We start from the raw sequence: 17,217 nt of genomic DNA, 5'->3' as shown, positions 1-17,217 counted from the left end.
ACCGATAATGGAACAGCCGCCAGAGCCCTGCAATCGCCGCTGCACAAACAGGACACTTCCTACAGCTGGGCCTGGACCACCGATCCAGTTTTGCTGAACTTCCCCAAGGCACCGGCTTCACACACAGTACATTCATTGCACACAGGCAAATGACCATGCCCAGTGCCAGCGAACCGAAAGCCGGCGTGGTGCTGCTCGATACCCGCGATCACACCCCCGAACATGAGCATGCCGTGCACCTCAAGCTTGCCGATGGCCTGGCCGGCCTGCTGGGCTGCCCGCACGTGAAACCCACCCCCTCAGCAACCGCCGTCGATGGCTACTACTACCTGCCCACCGAAACCCTGATCGACGCCAGACGTCAGGCTGCTAGAGGTATCCGCAGCGAGCAGGATCTGTTTGGCGGGCTGGTCGACCAGCCCTACATGGCAACCAAGGCGATCTCTCACCCGCTACCGGCCGGGGCCAGTTTTCCGCCGGGCTGGACCGATGACTTCGCCCGGCAGGCCAGTGACGCCTTGCTGCGCGGCTATACCGTATTCAGCAAAGCCGATGCGCGCACTGCTGCACAGCTACTGCTGCTCGACGGCCCCGTGCGGGTCAAGCCCGTGTTGGCCTGCGCAGGGCGCGGGCAGCAAGTCATCACCCTGGCAGACGCGCTGGAGCCCCTGCTGGCCGCCATGGACGACCAGCAGTTGGCACGGTGGGGGCTGGTACTCGAAGAGGACTTGAGCGACGTGCAAACCTTCAGCGTCGGCCAGGTGCGCGTCGCCGGCCTGACCTGCAGCTATCACGGCACTCAACAACTGACCCGCGACCATCAAGGCACCGAGGTGTACGGAGGTTCCGACCTGGTGGTGGTACGCGGCGACTACCAGGCACTCCTCCAACTCCCCATGGAAGAGCACCTGCGACTGGCCATCAACCAGGCCATCACCTACGAGCAGGCTGCCGAGCAGCACTTCCCTGGTTTCATTGCCTCCCGGCGCAACTACGACATCGCCCGCGGCCTCGATTCGCAGGGCCACCTGCGCAGCGGCGTACTCGAACAATCCTGGCGCCTGGGCGGTGCCAGCAGCGCCGAGCTGTTGGCCCTGCAGGCTTTTGCCGATGACCCGGCATTACAGCGGGTGCGAGCCTCCACCCATGAAGTGTTCGGCACCCCCGACCTGCCCACTGACGCCACCCTCTTCTACCAAGGAAACGACAGTGAACTCGGACAACTCAGCAAATTTGCGCGGATTCGCGAACATGACCATTCAGAGTGAAACCGTTGAACTGCAGGTCGAAAATGATCGCATCAATGGCACCCTGGTCAGCCCGGGCAGCAAGATGCCAGGTATTCTCTTCGTCCACGGCTGGGGCGGCAGCCAGCAACGCGACCTCGCCCGCGCCCGGCATATTACCGGGCTGGGTTGCGTGTGCATGACGTTCGACCTGCGCGGCCACGAAAAAACCGAGAGCCAGCGCCTCACGGTCACGCGTGAGCAAAACTTGCAGGACTTGCTGGCGGCCTACGATCGACTGGTCAGTCACCCGGCCGTCGATAGCAGCGCCATCGCCATCATCGGCAGCAGCTATGGCGGTTACCTGGCCACCCTGCTGACCCGCGAACGGTCAGTCAGATGGCTGGCCCTGCGGGTACCTGCCATGTATTGGGACGATGAATGGGGCAGCCCCAAGCAAACGCTCGACCGTCAACGCCTGAACGACTACCGCCGACGTCCGCTCGGCCCGGCGGACAACCGCGCGCTGGCCGCCTGCGCCGAATTCAGCGGGGATGTACTGCTGGTGGAGTCCGAGCAGGACGACTACGTACCGCACAGCACACTGATGAGCTACCGCTCGGCGTTCGTCAGTGCCCACTCGCTCACCCATCGCATCGTCGACGGCGCCGACCACGCACTGTCCAGCGAAGAAAGCCAGAAAGCCTACAGCTCGATCCTGGCGGCATGGATCGGCGAAATGGTCATCGGTGCCCGTCTGGACCGCTACCCGCACTATGCACCCTGGTATGCATGAGGCTCGCCCACCTGGCAATGCAGGCCGCCATCCGTGCCGCGCACCAGGCTGCGCAGGGCCTGGTAGGCGGCGAAGTTGACGCCCCGGGCCTGATGCTGCCCCAGCAGGTCAAGGAACGATTCTTCGACGAAGTGCACTGCCGCCTCCGCCCAGGCCTGGCGTGACTGCCATTGCAGGTACTGCAACACCCGGCTGCCATCGTCACTGGCCTGGATGCTCACACCCTGCAAGCCTTCGCAACGCGTGGCCAACACTTCGCTACGCGCCACCAGGGCCTGGGCCAGTGCGTGCTGGCACACGCTGGGCACTTCATATTCGATCATCTGGGTGAACCACAAGGCATGAGCGTTTGCCGACATCGACGGTCTCCTGGATAAGGACGCATGCAGCGCGATGCCGAGCAGGGTAAAACCTCAAGCAAAGTCAAGGTCAAGTGGTTTCTACATACCCTGATCGGACACCGCAAACCGCCGCCGATAGTCGCTCGGGGTAAAGCCGGTGACGCGTTGGAACACCTTGCGAAAGGCGCCCGGATCCTGGTAGCCCACACCCCAGGCGATCTGTTCGACGTTGCGCCGGGTAAACTCCAGCAAACGGCACGCCCGCCCTACCCTGACCTGCTGGCAGTACTCGGTCGGGCGTAGCCCGGTAGCAGCACGAAATCGCCGCAAGAAGGTCCGCGCCTCCAGCCCCGCGCAGGCAGCCATCGCGGCCAGGTCGGCATCCTGCCCACCATTGCCCTGCAACCAGTGTTGTACTTTCAGCACGGCCTCGTCACCGTGATCCAGGCGCGGGCTGAATACAGCCCCGGGCAGCGTCGCCGTGACCGGATCGACGGCCAGATAGCGGGCGGTCTCCCGTGCCACCGTAGCCCCCAGAAAGCGCTCCAGCAGGCGCAAGCCCAAGTCGGTCCAGGCCATGAGCCCGGCCGAGGTCACGATGTCCCCGTCATCCAGCAACGGCTGCTGGGCCTCTACCCGCACCTTGGGGAAGCGCTGTGCAAGCGCCTGTACATAGTTCCAGTGGGTGCAGGCCGGGCGCCCGTCCAGCAGGCCGCTGGCGGCAATGAAAAACACCCCGATACATACTGACGCCAGCACCGTACCCTGCACGTGCAGTTGGCACAGCAACGCGCGGTGACGCTCGAGCAGCTCGGCTTGCGGAGCCGACTCCAGGCTCGGCGGAATGATCAAAACGCGCAAGCCCAGCCCGGCATCAGCCGGGCTATCCGGGGCAGGCAGCAATCGCCCCAATTCATCTGCCTGCCAGAAGCTGACGCGAATAGTCGGCAACCCAACGCCACCCAGCTCGGCCGCAACCCGGTTGGCCACCAGGAACAGGTCGGCCAGCCCATGCACGGCGGCGCGCTGCACGCCGGGGTACAGCAGCAGACCGATGTCCAGGCTGGATGGGGTGTCAGTTTTTGCCCGCATAGTGTCGTTCGCGCCAATCCTCATGTCAGTGCACACAGCCTATAACTAACGTCTATCCACGACTACTGCCACAGGAGGCAGCATGAGCAAGCAGGCACTGATCATCATCGACATCCAGAACGACTACTTCCCGGGCGGCAAGTGGACACTCGATGGCGCCGACCAGGCGGCCGACAACGCTGCACGCTTATTGGCAGCAGCGCGCCAGCGTGGCGACCTGGTGGTGCACGTGCGGCATGAGTTCGACAGCGCCGATGCGCCATTCTTCGCCCCAGGCTCGCAGGGTGCGGCCATCCACTCCAAGGTCGCGCCGGTAAAAGGCGAGCCGGTGGTGCTCAAGCACAAGGTCAATGCCTTCCTAGGCACCGAGCTTGAGCACACGCTGGACCGGCATGGTGTCGAGGCCCTGACCATTGCCGGCAGCATGAGCCACATGTGCATCGACGCCGCTACCCGCGCCGCGGCAGATTTGGGCTATACGGTGACCGTGGCGCACGATGCCTGCGCGACCCTACCACTGGAATTCGACGGCAAGCAGGTGCCGGCGGCGCAGGTGCATGATTCGGCGATGGCGGCGTTGGCGTTTGCCTACGCCAAGGTGGTGAAGACCGAAGAACTGCTGAAAGATTGATCAGCTCGAGAGCTTTGGGGGCTGCTGTGCAGCCCCTAAAGCTGCAAGCTCAAATCACCACATTGCGCACAAACCGCACCGCCACCGCGCCATCGTTACGGTAGGCATACCGGCAATTGCTGGGGAACACGTGGAACTGCCCCACCTGCAAGCGATGCTCGACATCTTCGATGATCAGCGTCAATTGCCCTTCGGCCACATAAATCTGCTCGCTCCAGCCTTCGGCATCAGCCTCGCTGGAATAGCACTCGCCCGGTGCGAGGGTCCACTCCCACAGCTCCACCTCGCGCCGTGCCGCACTGGTGCCAAGCAACACCGCCCTGCTCTGCGGATGTTCGCCAGCCCAGGCCAGCTCTTCGATGCGCCCGGGGTCGCGCAGGTCTGGCGCCTGGATCAGGGTACTGAAGGCCACGCCCAAGGCTTCAGCGATCAAGTCCAGGGTGGTCAAGCTGACATTCTTCTCGCCCGCCTCGATCGCTACCAGCATGCGGCGGCTGACCCCGGAGCGCTCGGCAAGCGCCGTCTGGCTCATTCCGGCAGCGTTGCGCAGGCTGCGCACATTGAGGCTGACATGTTGCAGCACCGATGCCCGGTGCAAAGAATCTTTGTGCACTATATTGCTCACTGGTCAAGATTGCGCAGTATACTGCCCACTTTTGCGGCGATTGTGCGCCGCCCCCCGCCGAGTGTGCAAGACCATGAGCCAGCCCAGCAGCAAGTCGACCTCCACCGTTACCTTTCGCCTGAGCAAGGCCGAACTGGTGCTGGTGTTCATCACCATGTTGTGGGGCGGCACCTTCCTGCTGGTGCACAACGTGATGACCGTCAGCGGCCCGATGTTCTTCGTCGGCCTGCGCTTTGCGGCAGCCGCGCTGTTCGTAGCCGTGGTGTCGGCACGAGCGCTGCCTGGGCTGACCTTTACCGAACTGAAGGCCGGCATGCTGATCGGTGTGTCGATCATGCTCGGCTACGGCTTGCAGACCATGGGCCTGCAAACCATCAGCAGCAGCCAGTCGGCGTTCATCACCGCACTTTACGTGCCGTTCGTGCCGCTGCTGCAGTGGCTGGTGCTGGGCCGGCGGCCTGGCCTGATGCCCAGCATCGGCATTTGCCTGGCGTTCATCGGCCTGATGCTGCTGGCCGGGCCCGAAGGCGGCAGCCTGCACTTCAGCGAAGGCGAACTGGTCACCTTGGTCAGCGCGGTGGCCATTGCAGGCGAAATCATCCTGATCAGCCGCTATGCAGGCCAGGTCGATGTGCGACGGGTCACCGTCGTGCAACTGGCGACTGCTTCACTGCTAGCGTTCCTGATGATCGTGCCGACCCAGGAGCGCATCCCCGACTTCTCCTGGCTGCTGCTGACCAGCGCAGTGGGCCTGGGCGCCATGAGCGCAGTCATTCAGGTGGCAATGAACTGGGCGCAAAAGTCGGTCTCCCCCACCCGCGCGACCCTCATCTATGCCGGTGAACCGGTGTGGGCCGGTATCGTCGGGCGCCTAGCCGGCGAGCGCCTGCCGGGCGTGGCGCTGCTTGGCGGCTTGCTGATCGTGATCGCGGTGGTGGTCAGCGAACTCAAGGTGCGCCGCCCGCGCGAAGTCGATGCCGCACGGGACGTGCAAAATTCAGGCGAGCGCCAGGCAGGGCTGTAAAGCCGCCAACTACGACTATGCTTTGTAAAAAACTGTTATAAAAAAACAGCTTGTCACAGCCTGTTTGTAGGATTCTGCGACAGCTTGCGTGTTGGTGATCATCCACTCGGCACGTATGATCTTTGCAAACTTCTCCAGAATAGGCCGCTATGTCTTTGATAGTGCTACTGCTTCTGCCGTTCGTGGGCAGTTGCCTGGCAGCCGTGCTGCCGCACAACGCACGTAACGCCGAGTCCATTCTTGCCGGGCTCGTAGCCCTGGTCGGTACCGTCCAGGTAGCACTTCTGTACCCTCAGATTGCCCACGGTGGCGTAATTCGCGAAGAATTCCTGTGGCTGCCCAGCCTGGGGTTGAACCTGGTGCTGCGCATGGACGGCTTTGCCTGGCTGTTCTCGTTGCTGGTGCTGGGCATTGGTACGCTGGTGTCGCTGTATGCCCGCTACTACATGTCGCCGCAAGACCCGGTACCGCGTTTCTTCGCCTTCTTCCTGGCCTTCATGGGCGCCATGCTCGGCCTGGTGATCTCCGGCAACCTGATCCAGCTGGTGTTCTTCTGGGAACTCACCAGCCTGTTCTCCTTCCTGCTCATCGGCTACTGGCACCACCGCGCCGACGCCCGCCGCGGCGCCTACATGGCGCTGATGGTCACCGGCGCGGGCGGTTTGTGCCTGTTGGTAGGGGCCCTGCTGCTAGGCCATGTGGTCGGCAGCTACGACCTGGACAAGGTCCTGGCTGCCGGCGACACCATCCGCCAGCATGCGCTGTACCCGGTGCTGCTGCCCCTGATCCTCATCGGCGCCCTGAGCAAGAGCGCACAGTTCCCCTTCCATTTCTGGCTGCCCCACGCCATGGCAGCGCCCACCCCGGTATCGGCCTATCTGCACTCCGCCACCATGGTCAAAGCGGGCGTGTTCCTGCTGGCGCGCTTCTGGCCGGTGCTGTCGGGCAGCGATGAGTGGTTCTGGATCGTCGGCGGCGCCGGCGCCCTCACTCTGCTGCTCGGCGCTTTCGCCGCCATGTTCCAGAACGACCTCAAGGGCCTGCTGGCCTATTCGACCATCAGCCACCTGGGCCTCATTACCCTGCTGCTAGGTCTGAACAGCCCGCTGGCGGCCGTTGCCGCCGTGTTCCACATTCTCAACCATGCCACCTTCAAAGCCTCCCTGTTCATGGCCGCCGGTATCATCGACCACGAAAGCGGTACGCGTGACATCCGCCGCCTCAGTGGCCTGATCCGCCTGGTGCCATACACCGCCACCCTGGCCATGGTGGCCAGCGCCTCGATGGCCGGCGTCCCGTTGATGAACGGCTTCCTGTCGAAAGAAATGTTCTTCGCCGAAACCGTATTCATCAGCTCCACCGCCTGGGTCGAAACGACGTTGCCGGTGATCGCCACCCTGGCCGGTACCTTCAGCGTGGCTTATGCCCTGCGCTTCACGGTCGATGTGTTCTTCGGGCCGCCAGCCCAGGACCTGCCCCATACCCCGCACGAGCCGCCACGCTGGATGCGTGCGCCGGTCGAGCTGCTGGTGCTCACCTGCCTGGTAGTGGGCATCTTCCCTGCTCAGTCGGTCGGCCCGCTGCTGGCCGCTGCGGCCCTGCCGGTAGTAGGCGGCACACTGCCGGAATACAGCCTGGCCATCTGGCATGGCTGGAACGCACCGCTGATCATGAGCCTGGTGGCCATGAGCGGCGGCATCGTCCTGTACCTGCTGCTGCGCAAGCAGCTGCGCCTGGGCCGCTTCCCCTACCCACCGCTGATCGAGCGCTTCAACGGCAAGCGCCTGTTCGAGCACGGCCAAGTGCACCTGATGCTGCTGGCACGTCGCATCGAGCGCCTGTTCACCACCCGTCGCCTGCAGTCGCAGCTGTTCATGCTGGTCGTCGCCGCGTTTCTTGCTGGCCTCACGCCCATGCTCTATAGCGGCCTGAGCTGGGGCGACCGGCCGAAGATTCCGGGTTCGGGTGTGTTCGTCGCCCTGTGGCTGATCGCCATTGCCTGCGCCATCGGCGCCGCCTACCAGGCCAAATACCACCGTCTGGCAGCACTGATCATGGTCAGCGTCTGCGGCTTGATGACCTGCATCACCTTCGTCTGGTTCTCCGCGCCCGATCTGGCCCTGACCCAGTTGGTGGTGGAAGTGGTCACCACTGTGCTGATCCTGCTCGGCTTGCGCTGGTTGCCGCGACGGATTGAAGGCGTGTCGCCACTACCGGGCAGCCTGGAGCGCGCGCGCATGCGCCGCCTGCGCGACCTGCTGCTGGCGGTGCTGGTAGGGGGCGGCATGGCCGTGCTGTCCTACGCGATGCTGACCCGGCCGACGCCCAACGATATTTCCTCGTTCTACCTGAGTCGGGCGCTGCCTCAGGGCGGTGGTACCAATGTGGTCAATGTCATGCTGGTCGACTTCCGCGGCTTCGATACCCTCGGTGAAATTACCGTGCTGGTGGCCGTGGCGCTGACCGTGTTCGCCCTGCTGCGGCGCTTCCGCCCACCGAAGGAGAGCATGCAACTGCCGGCGCAGCAGCGCCAGCTGGCGCCCGACGTGGTCACCGACCTGATCAACCCGCGGCACGCCACCGACACCGCACTCGGTTTCATGATGGTGCCGGCGGTACTGGTGCGCCTGCTGCTGCCGATCGCCCTGCTGGTGTCGATGTACTTGTTCATGCGCGGGCACAACCAGCCGGGCGGTGGCTTTGTCGCCGGCCTGGTGATGTCGGTGGCGTTCATCCTGCAGTACATGGTGGCCGGCACCCAGTGGGTCGAAGCACAGATGAGCCTGCGGCCGCTGCGCTGGATGGGCACCGGGCTGCTGTGCGCGACCCTGACTGGAGTCGGTGCCATGTTGCTTGGCTATCCGTTCCTCACCACTCATACCGCCCACCTGCACCTGCCGTTGCTCGGTGACGTGCACGTGGCCAGCGCGCTGTTCTTCGATGTCGGCGTGTACACCGTGGTGGTCGGCTCGACGCTGTTGATCCTCACGGCCCTGGCGCACCAGTCGGTGCGCGCCTACCGCCCGGGCAACCCGGCGAAAACCAGCCAAGCAGGAGCCGCCTGATGGAAGAAGTGATTGCAGTCGCCATCGGCGTGCTGGCCGCCTCGGGGGTGTGGCTGATCCTGCGCCCGCGTACCTACCAGGTAATCATGGGCCTGTGCCTGCTGTCTTACGGGGTCAACCTGTTCATTTTCAGCATGGGCAGCCTGTTCATTGGCAAGGAGCCGATCATCAAGGACGGCGTCACTCAGGACCTGCTGCATTACACCGACCCACTGCCGCAGGCGCTGGTGTTAACCGCCATCGTCATCAGTTTCGCCATGACTGCGCTGTTTCTGGTGGTGCTGCTGGCCTCGCGTGGCCTGACTGGTACCGACCACGTGGATGGCCGGGAGCGTGACGAATGAGTGGCATGAGTCAACTGATCGTCGCCCCCATTCTGCTGCCGCTGATTACTGCATCGGTGATGTTGCTGCTGGGTGAAAAGCACAGGCATATCAAGGCCAGGCTGAACCTGCTGTCAACCTTCGCCGGCCTGGTCATCGCGGTCTCTCTGCTGCTGTGGGTGCGGACCCAGGGCCAGGCAGAGTCGATAGGCGTGTACCTGCCGGGTAACTGGCCGGCGCCATTCGGCATCGTGCTGGTGGTGGACCACTTGTCTGCGCTCTTGCTGACCCTGACCGGGGTCATCGGTTTCAGTGCGCTACTGTTTGCCCGTGCCCGCTGGGACGGCGCCGGGGCCAGCTTCCATGCGCTGTTCCAGATCCAGCTGATGGGCCTGTACGGGGCCTTCCTCACCGCCGACCTGTTCAACCTGTTCGTGTTCTTCGAAGTGCTGCTGGCCGCCTCCTATGGCCTGCTGCTGCATGGCTCGGGTCGCGCTCGGGTGCGCGCCGGCCTGCACTACATCGCCATCAACCTGTTCGCCTCATCGTTGTTCCTGATCGGCGCAGCAATGCTGTATGGCGTGACCGGTACCTTGAACATGGCCGATCTGGCACTGAAGATTCCACTGGTACCGGAGGCCGACCGTGGCCTGCTGCATGCCGGCGCGGCAATCCTGGCCATGGCCTTCCTGGTCAAGGCCGGTATCTGGCCGCTGAACTTCTGGCTGGTGCCAGCCTACGCCTCGGCCAGTGCGCCGGTGGCTGCGCTGTTCGCCATCATGACCAAAGTCGGCCTGTACGCCGTGCTGCGCCTGTGGACGCTGCTGTTCTCCGGGCAGGCCGGAGCCTCGGCGCATTTCGGCGGCGAGTGGCTGGTGTACGGCGGCCTGGTCACTCTGGCGGTGGCAGCAGTATCGATCCTTGCCGCACAGCGCCTGGAGCGCATGGCGGCCCTGAGCATACTGGTCTCGGCCGGCACCCTGCTCGGCGCCGTCGGCTTTGCCCAGTCGGCGCTGACCGGCGCGGCGTTGTTCTATCTGGTCAACTCGACCCTCGCGCTGTGCGCACTGTTCCTGCTCGCTGAACTGGTCGAGCGTTCGCGCTCGGCCAATGAAGCACCGCTGGACGAAGAAGAAGACGCCATGCCCCCACCGCTGGAATCGCTGCACCCGCCCAAAGGCATCAACCTCGACGATGAGCAGAAGGCGGTGATCGGCCAGATCATCCCGTGGACCATGGCCTTCCTCGGCCTCAGCTTCATCGCTTGTGCGCTGCTGATCATCGGCATGCCGCCGCTGTCGGGTTTTGTCGCCAAGCTCAACCTTATCAGCGCGCTATTCAACCCACTGGGCCTCGGCGTGCCCGCCGAACAGCCGCTGAGTGTGGCCGGCTGGGGTCTCGTGGCCTTGCTGATCCTCTCCGGTTTGGCCTCGCTGATCGCCTTCGGCCGCGTTGGCATCCAGCGTTTCTGGAAACCCGAAGAACGGCCCTCGCCGGTACTGCGCCGCTATGAGTGCCTGCCAATCGTCATCCTGCTCGGCCTGTGCATCATACTCAGCCTCAAGGCCGAGCCGTTGCTGCGCTACACCCAGGACACAGCTGCCAGCCTGCAGGCCCCGGACGCCTATATCGAAGCCGTGATGGCCGCCCGGCCGATTCCTGGCCCCACCACGCTCGACGTACAGGTGCAGCCATGAACCGACTGTTCCCCGCCCCACTGCTGTCGGTCTCGCTGTTCGGCCTGTGGCTGTTGCTGAACCTCTCGGTAAGCCCTGGCAACCTGCTGCTAGGCGCCGCACTCGGCGTGCTGGCGCCGCTGCTGATGGCGCCCCTGCGTCCGCAGCATGCCCACGTACGCCGGCCACTGGTCATCGCCAGGCTGATCGCCCGGGTCGGCCTGGATGTAATCATCTCCAACCTGCTGGTTGCTCGTGGCGTGCTGCGTGCCGGCAAGCAGCCTCCACGCTCCGCGTTCGTCCACATATCGCTGGCACTGCGCGACGCGCACGGCCTGGCAGCGCTGTCGATGATTACCACGGTGGTACCGGGCACCGTCTGGTCCGAACTGGCGCTGGACCGCAGTGTCTTGCTGCTGCACGTGTTCGACCTGGAGGATGAAGCGGCCTTCATCCAACACTTCAAGGACACCTACGAACGCCCGCTGATGGAGATTTTCCAATGACAGGCCTGCTCGCCAATGCTGTTCTCGCCAGCCTGTTCATCTTCGCCCTGGCCATGGGCCTGGCGCTGATCCGGCTGTTCCGTGGCCCATCCGCCCAGGACCGTGTGCTGGCGCTGGACTACCTGTACATCCTGGCCATGCTGACCATGCTGGTGCTGGGTATCCGCTATGCCAGTGACACCTATTTCGAGGGTGCCCTGCTGATTGCGCTGTTCGGCTTCGTCGGCTCGTTTGCCCTGGCCAAGTTCCTGCTGCGCGGTGAGGTGATCGAATGACTGAAACCCTGGTACTGCCGTTTTGGCTGGAACTGGTCACTGCCGCGCTGCTGCTGACCGGCAGCCTGTTCGCCCTGATCGGTGCGATAGGCCTGGTGCGCCTGAAAGACTACTTCCAACGCATGCACCCGCCCGCACTGGCCTCGACCATTGGCGCCTGGTGCGTGGCACTGGCCTCGATCATCTATTTCTCGTGGCTCAAGGACGCCCCGGTGCTGCATGCCTGGCTGATCCCGATACTGCTGTCGATCACCGTGCCGGTCACCACGCTACTGCTGGCGCGGGCGGCGCTGTTCCGCAAGCGCATGTCGAAAGAGCCGGTCCCTGAAGAGGTCAGCAGCGGCAGCGACCGAGGTAACTGAAGGGTTGCCGCCTCAGCCTTGGCTGAGGCGCTGCAACTCGCGCCGAACCATGGCGGCATATGGCGGCGGGCTGAGGCCATAGAGCTCAGCCGCCACCCAGTTCAACCAGGTGCCTTTCAGCTCCTCGCGCTTGGCCAGCATGCGTTCGGCCTCGGCCACGGCATGTGCTTGGTGCTGCCGATGAAACTCGGACCGCGAGGCAGGACCGGCGTCAGCGTCGGTCATTCACTGGCCTTGAACGTGGTCAGTTCACCCTTGCGCCACTTGGCAACTTTGCCGGTCACCGCTTTGAGCAACTTGCCCAGGCCTTCCTGCACTTGTTGCTGCGCGGCGAACACCAGCATCACGCCATGCCCTTCCCGAAACACGATCCCATCGCCTTCCGGCACCGAAACGAAGGCGTAATCGCCCACGCCATACACATTCAACTTTATTTCGCGAAAGCGCATTTCCAGCTTGCCGCCTTCGCGGCTGGGCAATACGGCAGCGCGGAAGTGGTCGCCGACTTTCAGCTCAAGGCGCTGTTTGTCATCGACCACCAGTGCACTTTCGGTGTCGATTTCGGCCATGTACAGGCCTTCGGGATTCTGTTCGGTGACATAGATGAAGCGACCCTGGAACAGTTGGGCCAATTTACCGCGCAAGTCGCCCAAGGCGAACAACGCATGAGTATCAAGTGTGCTGACTGCCAATGAAGTAATCCTCAACCGGTTACAACCCGCCCTCTCCCAAGCTCGGGGAGGCACGGCCACTTCTTATCGATAGGCGAAAAGAGTAATAAAGCGATATGCGAAATGTCTGTGCTCGCTGACGATGCAGCGTGCAGGAATCTTTACTCTGGTCTGCCAGATTCGCCTTCAACCGAAGGCGTTTGGCTCATCCCCGGTTAGGGAAGTGTGATGCCTGAGATCACTCGCCAGAAAACGCAACCATGGGAGTGAGCCTGCAAGAAAACAAGCCCTGGCATCCATGTGCGCATTACTGTAGAACAAATATGCCCGAAAACACTGAAACACGTCGAGAGGCAATAAACATTTTCAGGCTGCCAACCCCTTCTTCAGCTGCTGCTGCCAGGCAGCCTGGCACTCCAGCGCTTCTTCACGCGTGGCAAACGCGGTGCCACGGCGCTCGCCATTGACCAGCACCACCCAGCAAATGCGCTTACCCAGTGCCTGCAGGGTGGCCGGCACACCCGAACCAATCATCACGGCTACATCGACTCGGCTATTCATCATTCCCTCCGGAATTTAATTAGCACCCTAACGATAAGGCCATGATACGCCTGCCTGCGAAGAGAAAACAGCGCATGCCAGTACAGCAGTGTTTCTTATGGCGCAACAAAAACGGCGGCGACGACAAGCGCAAAAAGCCCCAGGGATCGCTCCGTGGGGCTTTGCACCTGGCGCGGGTTATACCTGGCGCTGGTGGCGGTCGAGCTGCTCGTGGCGCTCCTGGGCTTCGATGCAGTACTTGGTGGTCGGGCTGATCAGCAGGCGCTTCAGGCCGATTGGCTCACCACTGTCATCGCACCAGCCGAAGCTTTCGTCGGTAATGCGGTCCAGGGCCATTTCCAGCTGTGGCAGCAGGCGTTGGTCGCGGTCGATGGCATTTACCAGCCAGCTACGTTCTTCTTCGACCGAAGCCACGTCGGCAGGGTCCGACGGGGTGTCAAGGCCTTCGATGGTGGTGCGGCTGAGCTCGATGCGTTCATGGGTTTCGACTTTCATCGCCTGCAGCAGCTCAGTGAAGAAGGCCAGCTGGTCGGCGTTCATGTAGTCATCGGCCGACATGGCCAGCAACTGTTCCTTGGTCATCGATTTCTCTATGAAAAAATGTGCATTTGGGCGATTCATGTGCCGCCGACGCCTTGGCATCGGCAGCGGAATTCTTCAAGCGCCAACCGGCACTCTTTTACAGGGGGCGGCAGTCTAAGGCGCCACGTCGCGTGGAGCAACTGCAAATGGGTGCGAATTTGCTTCCAGTGCTTACAATCCGCCGGTCGGTGCAGGGATGGCTGGTCTTGGGAGGCTCGCCACAACCTTTTCAGCGCCCATGAGATCGAGCGCCACCCGCCCGGCGCTCGATCTCACAGCGACCAGACCTCTCAAGGCATGCACCTGGAGGCCCAGCCCAAATTCCCAGCTGGCATCAACGATCCTTGAACTGCGCCTCGCGCTTGGCGATGAAGGCGGCCATGCCTTCTTTTTGGTCTTCAGTGGAGAAAGCCGCATGGAAGACCCGGCGTTCAAAGCGCACGCCCTCGCTGAGGGTAACTTCAAACGCTCGGTTAACGCTCTCCTTGACCATCATGCTCACCGGGATCGATTTGCTGGCAATGGTCGCAGCCACCTTAAGCGCCTCTTCCAGCAACTCCGCCTGCGGCACGATTCGCGCCACCAAGCCAGCCCTCTCAGCCTCTTCAGCCCCCATCAGGCGGCCAGTCAGGCACAGTTCCATGGCCTTGGCCTTACCCACGGCACGGGTCAGACGCTGGGTACCGCCCATGCCCGGCAACACGCCAAGGTTGATTTCCGGTTGACCGAACTTGGCGTTGTCGGCGGCGAGGATAAAGTCACACATCATCGCCAACTCGCAGCCGCCGCCCAGCGCGAAGCCGGAGACCGCCGCGATGATCGGCTTGCGCCGGTTGGCAATGCGGTCAGCATCGCTGAACAGGTCGTCGACATAGATCTGCGGGTATTGCAGTTCGGCCATTTCCTTGATGTCGGCGCCAGCGGCAAAGGCCTTGGCCGAACCTGTCAGCACCACGCAACCGATATTCGGGTCACGCTCGAGCTGGTCAAGGGCCTGGTTGATCTCGCCGACAATCTGCGCGTTCAGCGCATTGAGGGCTTGCGGGCGGTTGAGGGTGATCAGGCCGACCTTGCCGTGGATGTCCAACAGGATGGTTTCGAATGCCATGCAGTCTGCTCCTTCAAAGATTGCGCGCAATGACCATGCGCTGAATGTCGCTGGTGCCTTCGTAGATCTGGCAAACCCGAACGTCACGGTAGATCCGCTCCAGCGGGAAGTCGCTCAGATAGCCATAACCGCCCAGGGTCTGCAAGGCATCCGAGCAGACCTTTTCGGCCATTTCCGAGGCAAAAAGCTTGGCCATCGACGCCTCCACCAACGCCGGGCGCCCGGCGTCACGCAGCGCGGCGGCGTGCAGCACCATCTGCCGGGCAACGGCGATTTTCGTCGCCATGTCGGCCAGGCGGAAGGCCACAGCCTGGTGCTCGATCAACGCCTTGCCGAAGCTTTGCCGCTCGTTGGCGTAGTCGCGCGCCACTTCGAACGCGGCCCGGGCCATGCCAACCGCCTGCGAGGCGATACCGATGCGGCCACCTTCAAGGTTGGCCAAGGCTATCTTGTAGCCCTCGCCTTCTGCACCCAGGCGGTTGACCACCGGCACACGCACGTTGTCGAAGACGATCTGGCAGGTGTCGGATGCATGCTGGCCGAGCTTGTCCTCCACCCGCGCCACCTGGTAGCCCGGCGAATCGGTGGGCACGATGAAGGCGCTGATCCCGCGCTTGCCGGCGTCCGGGTCGGTCACGGCAAACACGATCACCACCCCGGCGTTCTGCCCGGAGGTGATGAACTGCTTGCTGCCAGTGAGCACATAGTGGTCACCGTCCAGACGCGCACGGGCCTTCAGGCTGCTGGCATCGGAGCCCGCCTGCGGTTCGGTCAGGGCAAAGGCGCCGAGCATCGCACCGCTGGCCAGCGGGGTGAGAAACCGTGCTTTCTGCTGCTCGGTGCCGAAACGCAGGATCGGCACGCAACCGACCGAGTTGTGCACGCTCATGATGGTCGAGCAGGCCCCATCACCGGCGGCGATCTCTTCCAGGGCCATGGCATAGGCCACATAACCGGTGTCGCTGCCGCCCCACTGCTCCGGCACCAGCATGCCGAACAGGCCCAGCTCGGCCATTTCGTCAATGGCCTCTTTCGGGAACCGATGTTCCTTGTCCCATTGTTCGGCGAACGGTCTCAGGCGCTCCTGGGCGAAGGTACGTACCGCATCGGCTATCTGTTGTTGCTCGTCAGTTACCAGCATGGTTCACCTCAGTACAGGCATTCGACAGCCATGGCCGTGGCCTCGCCACCGCCGATGCAGATGGCGGCCACACCTCGGCGCAGGTTGTTCTGGCGCAAGGCCGACAACAGGGTTACCAGAATGCGAGCGCCAGAAGCGCCAATCGGGTGCCCGAGTGCGCAGGCGCCGCCGTGGATGTTGACCTTTTCGTGGGGCAGGTCGAGGTGCTTCATGGCCGCCAGCGTGACCACCGCAAAGGCCTCGTTGATCTCGAACAAGTCGACTTCTGCCAGGTTCCAACCGGTGCGTTTCAGCAGTTTGTCGATGGCCCCGATCGGCGCGGTCGGGAACAACGCCGGGGCGTCGGCGAAGGCAGCATGGCCATGGATGACTGCCAGGGGCTTGAGGCCGCGCTTGTCAGCTTCGGAGCGGCGCATCAGCACCAGCGCGGCAGCGCCGTCGGAAATCGAACTGGAGTTGGCCGCCGTCACGGTGCCACCTTCACGGAACGCCGGCTTGAGCTGCGGGATCTTGTCCAAGCGCGCCTTGGGCGGCTGCTCGTCATCCTTGATCACGCGTTTTTCCTTGCCCTCGGCGACTTCCACCGGCACGATCTCGGCGGCAAAGCGGCCGCTGCTGATCGCGTCCTGGGCACGGGTCAGCGAGGCGATGGCGAACTGGTCCTGGGCTTCGCGGCTGAAGGCGTTGGCCTGAGCGCAGTCTTCAGCGAAGGTACCCATCAGGCGGCCTTTGTCGTAGGCGTCTTCCAGGCCGTCCATGAACATATGGTCGATGATCTTGCCGTGTCCCATGCGGTAACCACCACGGGCTTTGTCCAGCAGGTACGGGGCATTGGTCATGCTTTCCATGCCCCCCGCTACCACCACGTCTGCAGTGCCGGCCAGCAGCAAGTCATGGGCCATGATCGCGGCTTGCATGCCCGAGCCACACATCTTGTTCAGGGTGGTGCAGGTGGTGTGCTTGTCCAGCCCGGCGCCCAGCGCGGCCTGGCGCGCCGGGGCCTGGCCTTGCCCGGCCGGCAGCACGCAGCCGAACAACACTTGCTCGACACTGGCGGCGTCGATGCCGGCGCGCTCCACGGCGCCGCGAATGGCCGCGCTGCCCAGTTGCGGCGCTGTCAGGCTTTTGAGGTCGCCCTGCAGCCCACCCATGGGCGTGCGCACGGCGCTGACGATAACGATCGGGTCATTGGCGAGGGTCATGTTCGTTCTC

20 protein-coding genes are annotated in these 17,217 nt (G+C 63.3%); 10 read left to right on the top strand and 10 right to left on the bottom strand.

Annotation, left to right across the window (positions count from 1 at the left end):
* The first annotated feature begins 149 nt into the window (after positions 1–149).
* Both ACNQP3_RS09185 and ACNQP3_RS09180 read left to right on the top strand, forming a co-directional pair.
* Positions 150–1,268: a DUF3182 family protein gene (locus ACNQP3_RS09185; protein ID WP_012271520.1), complete on the top strand. Its 1,119-nt coding sequence runs from the start codon at positions 150–152 to the stop codon at positions 1,266–1,268.
* Positions 1,252–2,022: an alpha/beta hydrolase family protein gene (locus tag ACNQP3_RS09180; RefSeq protein WP_060492960.1), complete on the top strand. Its 771-nt coding sequence runs from the start codon at positions 1,252–1,254 to the stop codon at positions 2,020–2,022. Before ACNQP3_RS09185 ends, ACNQP3_RS09180 begins: the two co-directional genes overlap by 17 nt.
* Here ACNQP3_RS09180 and ACNQP3_RS09175 read toward each other — a convergent pair.
* Both ACNQP3_RS09175 and ACNQP3_RS09170 read right to left on the bottom strand, forming a co-directional pair.
* Complete coding sequence (locus tag ACNQP3_RS09175) at positions 2,001–2,381, bottom strand: antibiotic biosynthesis monooxygenase (protein ID WP_060492961.1); 381 nt, start codon at positions 2,379–2,381, stop codon at positions 2,001–2,003. The genes ACNQP3_RS09180 and ACNQP3_RS09175 overlap by 22 nt on opposite strands.
* 81 nt (positions 2,382–2,462) lie before the next feature.
* Entirely contained in the window at positions 2,463–3,455 is a 993-nt protein-coding gene (locus ACNQP3_RS09170) for a GlxA family transcriptional regulator (RefSeq protein ID WP_060492962.1), read from the bottom strand.
* An 82-nt stretch (positions 3,456–3,537) separates the two neighbouring features.
* Between ACNQP3_RS09170 and ACNQP3_RS09165 the strand changes: the two genes are divergently transcribed.
* Positions 3,538–4,086: a cysteine hydrolase family protein gene (locus ACNQP3_RS09165; RefSeq protein ID WP_012271516.1), complete on the top strand. Its 549-nt coding sequence runs from the start codon at positions 3,538–3,540 to the stop codon at positions 4,084–4,086.
* Between the two features lie 49 nt (positions 4,087–4,135).
* On the opposite strand, the gene ACNQP3_RS09160 is transcribed toward ACNQP3_RS09165, so the two are convergent.
* Positions 4,136–4,699, bottom strand: a complete 564-nt coding sequence (locus ACNQP3_RS09160; RefSeq protein ID WP_041166446.1) for a helix-turn-helix domain-containing protein — start codon at positions 4,697–4,699, stop codon at positions 4,136–4,138.
* Positions 4,700–4,784: 85 nt separating this feature from the next.
* Here ACNQP3_RS09160 and ACNQP3_RS09155 point away from each other — a divergent pair, with 85 nt between their 5' ends.
* The 7 genes from ACNQP3_RS09155 to ACNQP3_RS09125 all read left to right on the top strand — a co-directional run bounded on the left by ACNQP3_RS09155 (position 4,785) and on the right by ACNQP3_RS09125 (position 11,942).
* Complete coding sequence (locus ACNQP3_RS09155) at positions 4,785–5,735, top strand: DMT family transporter (RefSeq protein WP_060492963.1); 951 nt, start codon at positions 4,785–4,787, stop codon at positions 5,733–5,735.
* Positions 5,736–5,884: 149 nt separating this feature from the next.
* A complete protein-coding gene (locus ACNQP3_RS09150) occupies positions 5,885–8,800 on the top strand; it encodes a monovalent cation/H+ antiporter subunit A (protein ID WP_012271513.1) in 2,916 nt (971 codons plus the stop codon).
* Positions 8,800–9,144, top strand: coding sequence for a Na+/H+ antiporter subunit C (locus tag ACNQP3_RS09145; RefSeq protein WP_003250128.1), 345 nt, complete (start codon positions 8,800–8,802; stop codon positions 9,142–9,144). Before ACNQP3_RS09150 ends, ACNQP3_RS09145 begins: the two co-directional genes overlap by 1 nt.
* The gene (locus tag ACNQP3_RS09140) at positions 9,141–10,820 is read left to right on the top strand and encodes a monovalent cation/H+ antiporter subunit D (protein WP_012271512.1); all 1,680 of its coding nucleotides are present in this window, start codon (positions 9,141–9,143) and stop codon (positions 10,818–10,820) included. The genes ACNQP3_RS09145 and ACNQP3_RS09140 overlap by 4 nt, the downstream gene beginning before the upstream one ends.
* Positions 10,817–11,305, top strand: coding sequence for a Na+/H+ antiporter subunit E (locus ACNQP3_RS09135; protein WP_264316956.1), 489 nt, complete (start codon positions 10,817–10,819; stop codon positions 11,303–11,305). Before ACNQP3_RS09140 ends, ACNQP3_RS09135 begins: the two co-directional genes overlap by 4 nt.
* Complete coding sequence (locus ACNQP3_RS09130; RefSeq protein WP_003250109.1) at positions 11,302–11,580, top strand: K+/H+ antiporter subunit F; 279 nt, start codon at positions 11,302–11,304, stop codon at positions 11,578–11,580. The genes ACNQP3_RS09135 and ACNQP3_RS09130 overlap by 4 nt, the downstream gene beginning before the upstream one ends.
* Positions 11,577–11,942, top strand: a complete 366-nt coding sequence (locus ACNQP3_RS09125) for a Na+/H+ antiporter subunit G (protein WP_012271510.1) — start codon at positions 11,577–11,579, stop codon at positions 11,940–11,942. Before ACNQP3_RS09130 ends, ACNQP3_RS09125 begins: the two co-directional genes overlap by 4 nt.
* A 12-nt stretch (positions 11,943–11,954) precedes the next feature.
* Here ACNQP3_RS09125 and ACNQP3_RS09120 read toward each other — a convergent pair whose 3' ends face one another.
* The 7 genes from ACNQP3_RS09120 to ACNQP3_RS09090 all read right to left on the bottom strand — a co-directional run bounded on the left by ACNQP3_RS09120 (position 11,955) and on the right by ACNQP3_RS09090 (position 17,207).
* Positions 11,955–12,167, bottom strand: coding sequence for a hypothetical protein (locus tag ACNQP3_RS09120; protein WP_012271509.1), 213 nt, complete (start codon positions 12,165–12,167; stop codon positions 11,955–11,957).
* On the bottom strand, positions 12,164–12,634 hold the full coding sequence (locus tag ACNQP3_RS09115; protein ID WP_041166445.1) for a hypothetical protein: 471 nt from the start codon (positions 12,632–12,634) through the stop codon (positions 12,164–12,166). Before ACNQP3_RS09115 ends, ACNQP3_RS09120 begins: the two co-directional genes overlap by 4 nt.
* A gap of 345 nt (positions 12,635–12,979) precedes the next feature.
* A complete protein-coding gene (locus tag ACNQP3_RS09110) occupies positions 12,980–13,174 on the bottom strand; it encodes a hypothetical protein (RefSeq protein WP_012271507.1) in 195 nt (64 codons plus the stop codon).
* A 177-nt stretch (positions 13,175–13,351) separates the two neighbouring features.
* Positions 13,352–13,756: a TraR/DksA family transcriptional regulator gene (locus ACNQP3_RS09105; protein ID WP_012271506.1), complete on the bottom strand. Its 405-nt coding sequence runs from the start codon at positions 13,754–13,756 to the stop codon at positions 13,352–13,354.
* A 334-nt stretch (positions 13,757–14,090) separates the two neighbouring features.
* Positions 14,091–14,864, bottom strand: coding sequence for an enoyl-CoA hydratase (locus ACNQP3_RS09100; RefSeq protein WP_012271505.1), 774 nt, complete (start codon positions 14,862–14,864; stop codon positions 14,091–14,093).
* Between the two features lie 13 nt (positions 14,865–14,877).
* Positions 14,878–16,005 (bottom strand): acyl-CoA dehydrogenase, encoded by a 1,128-nt coding sequence (locus tag ACNQP3_RS09095; protein WP_060492964.1) that lies wholly within the window; start codon positions 16,003–16,005, stop codon positions 14,878–14,880.
* 8 nt (positions 16,006–16,013) lie between these two features.
* Positions 16,014–17,207, bottom strand: a complete 1,194-nt coding sequence (locus tag ACNQP3_RS09090; protein ID WP_012271503.1) for an acetyl-CoA C-acyltransferase — start codon at positions 17,205–17,207, stop codon at positions 16,014–16,016.
* Between the last annotated feature and the right edge of the window lie 10 nt (positions 17,208–17,217).

It is taken from the genome of Pseudomonas sp. LFS074 (assembly GCF_047978165.1).
GTDB classification, from domain to species: domain Bacteria; phylum Pseudomonadota; class Gammaproteobacteria; order Pseudomonadales; family Pseudomonadaceae; genus Aquipseudomonas; species Aquipseudomonas putida_P.
The sequence above is the reverse complement of the archived record's forward strand: the minus strand, read 5'-3'. Positions and strand labels throughout refer to the sequence as shown.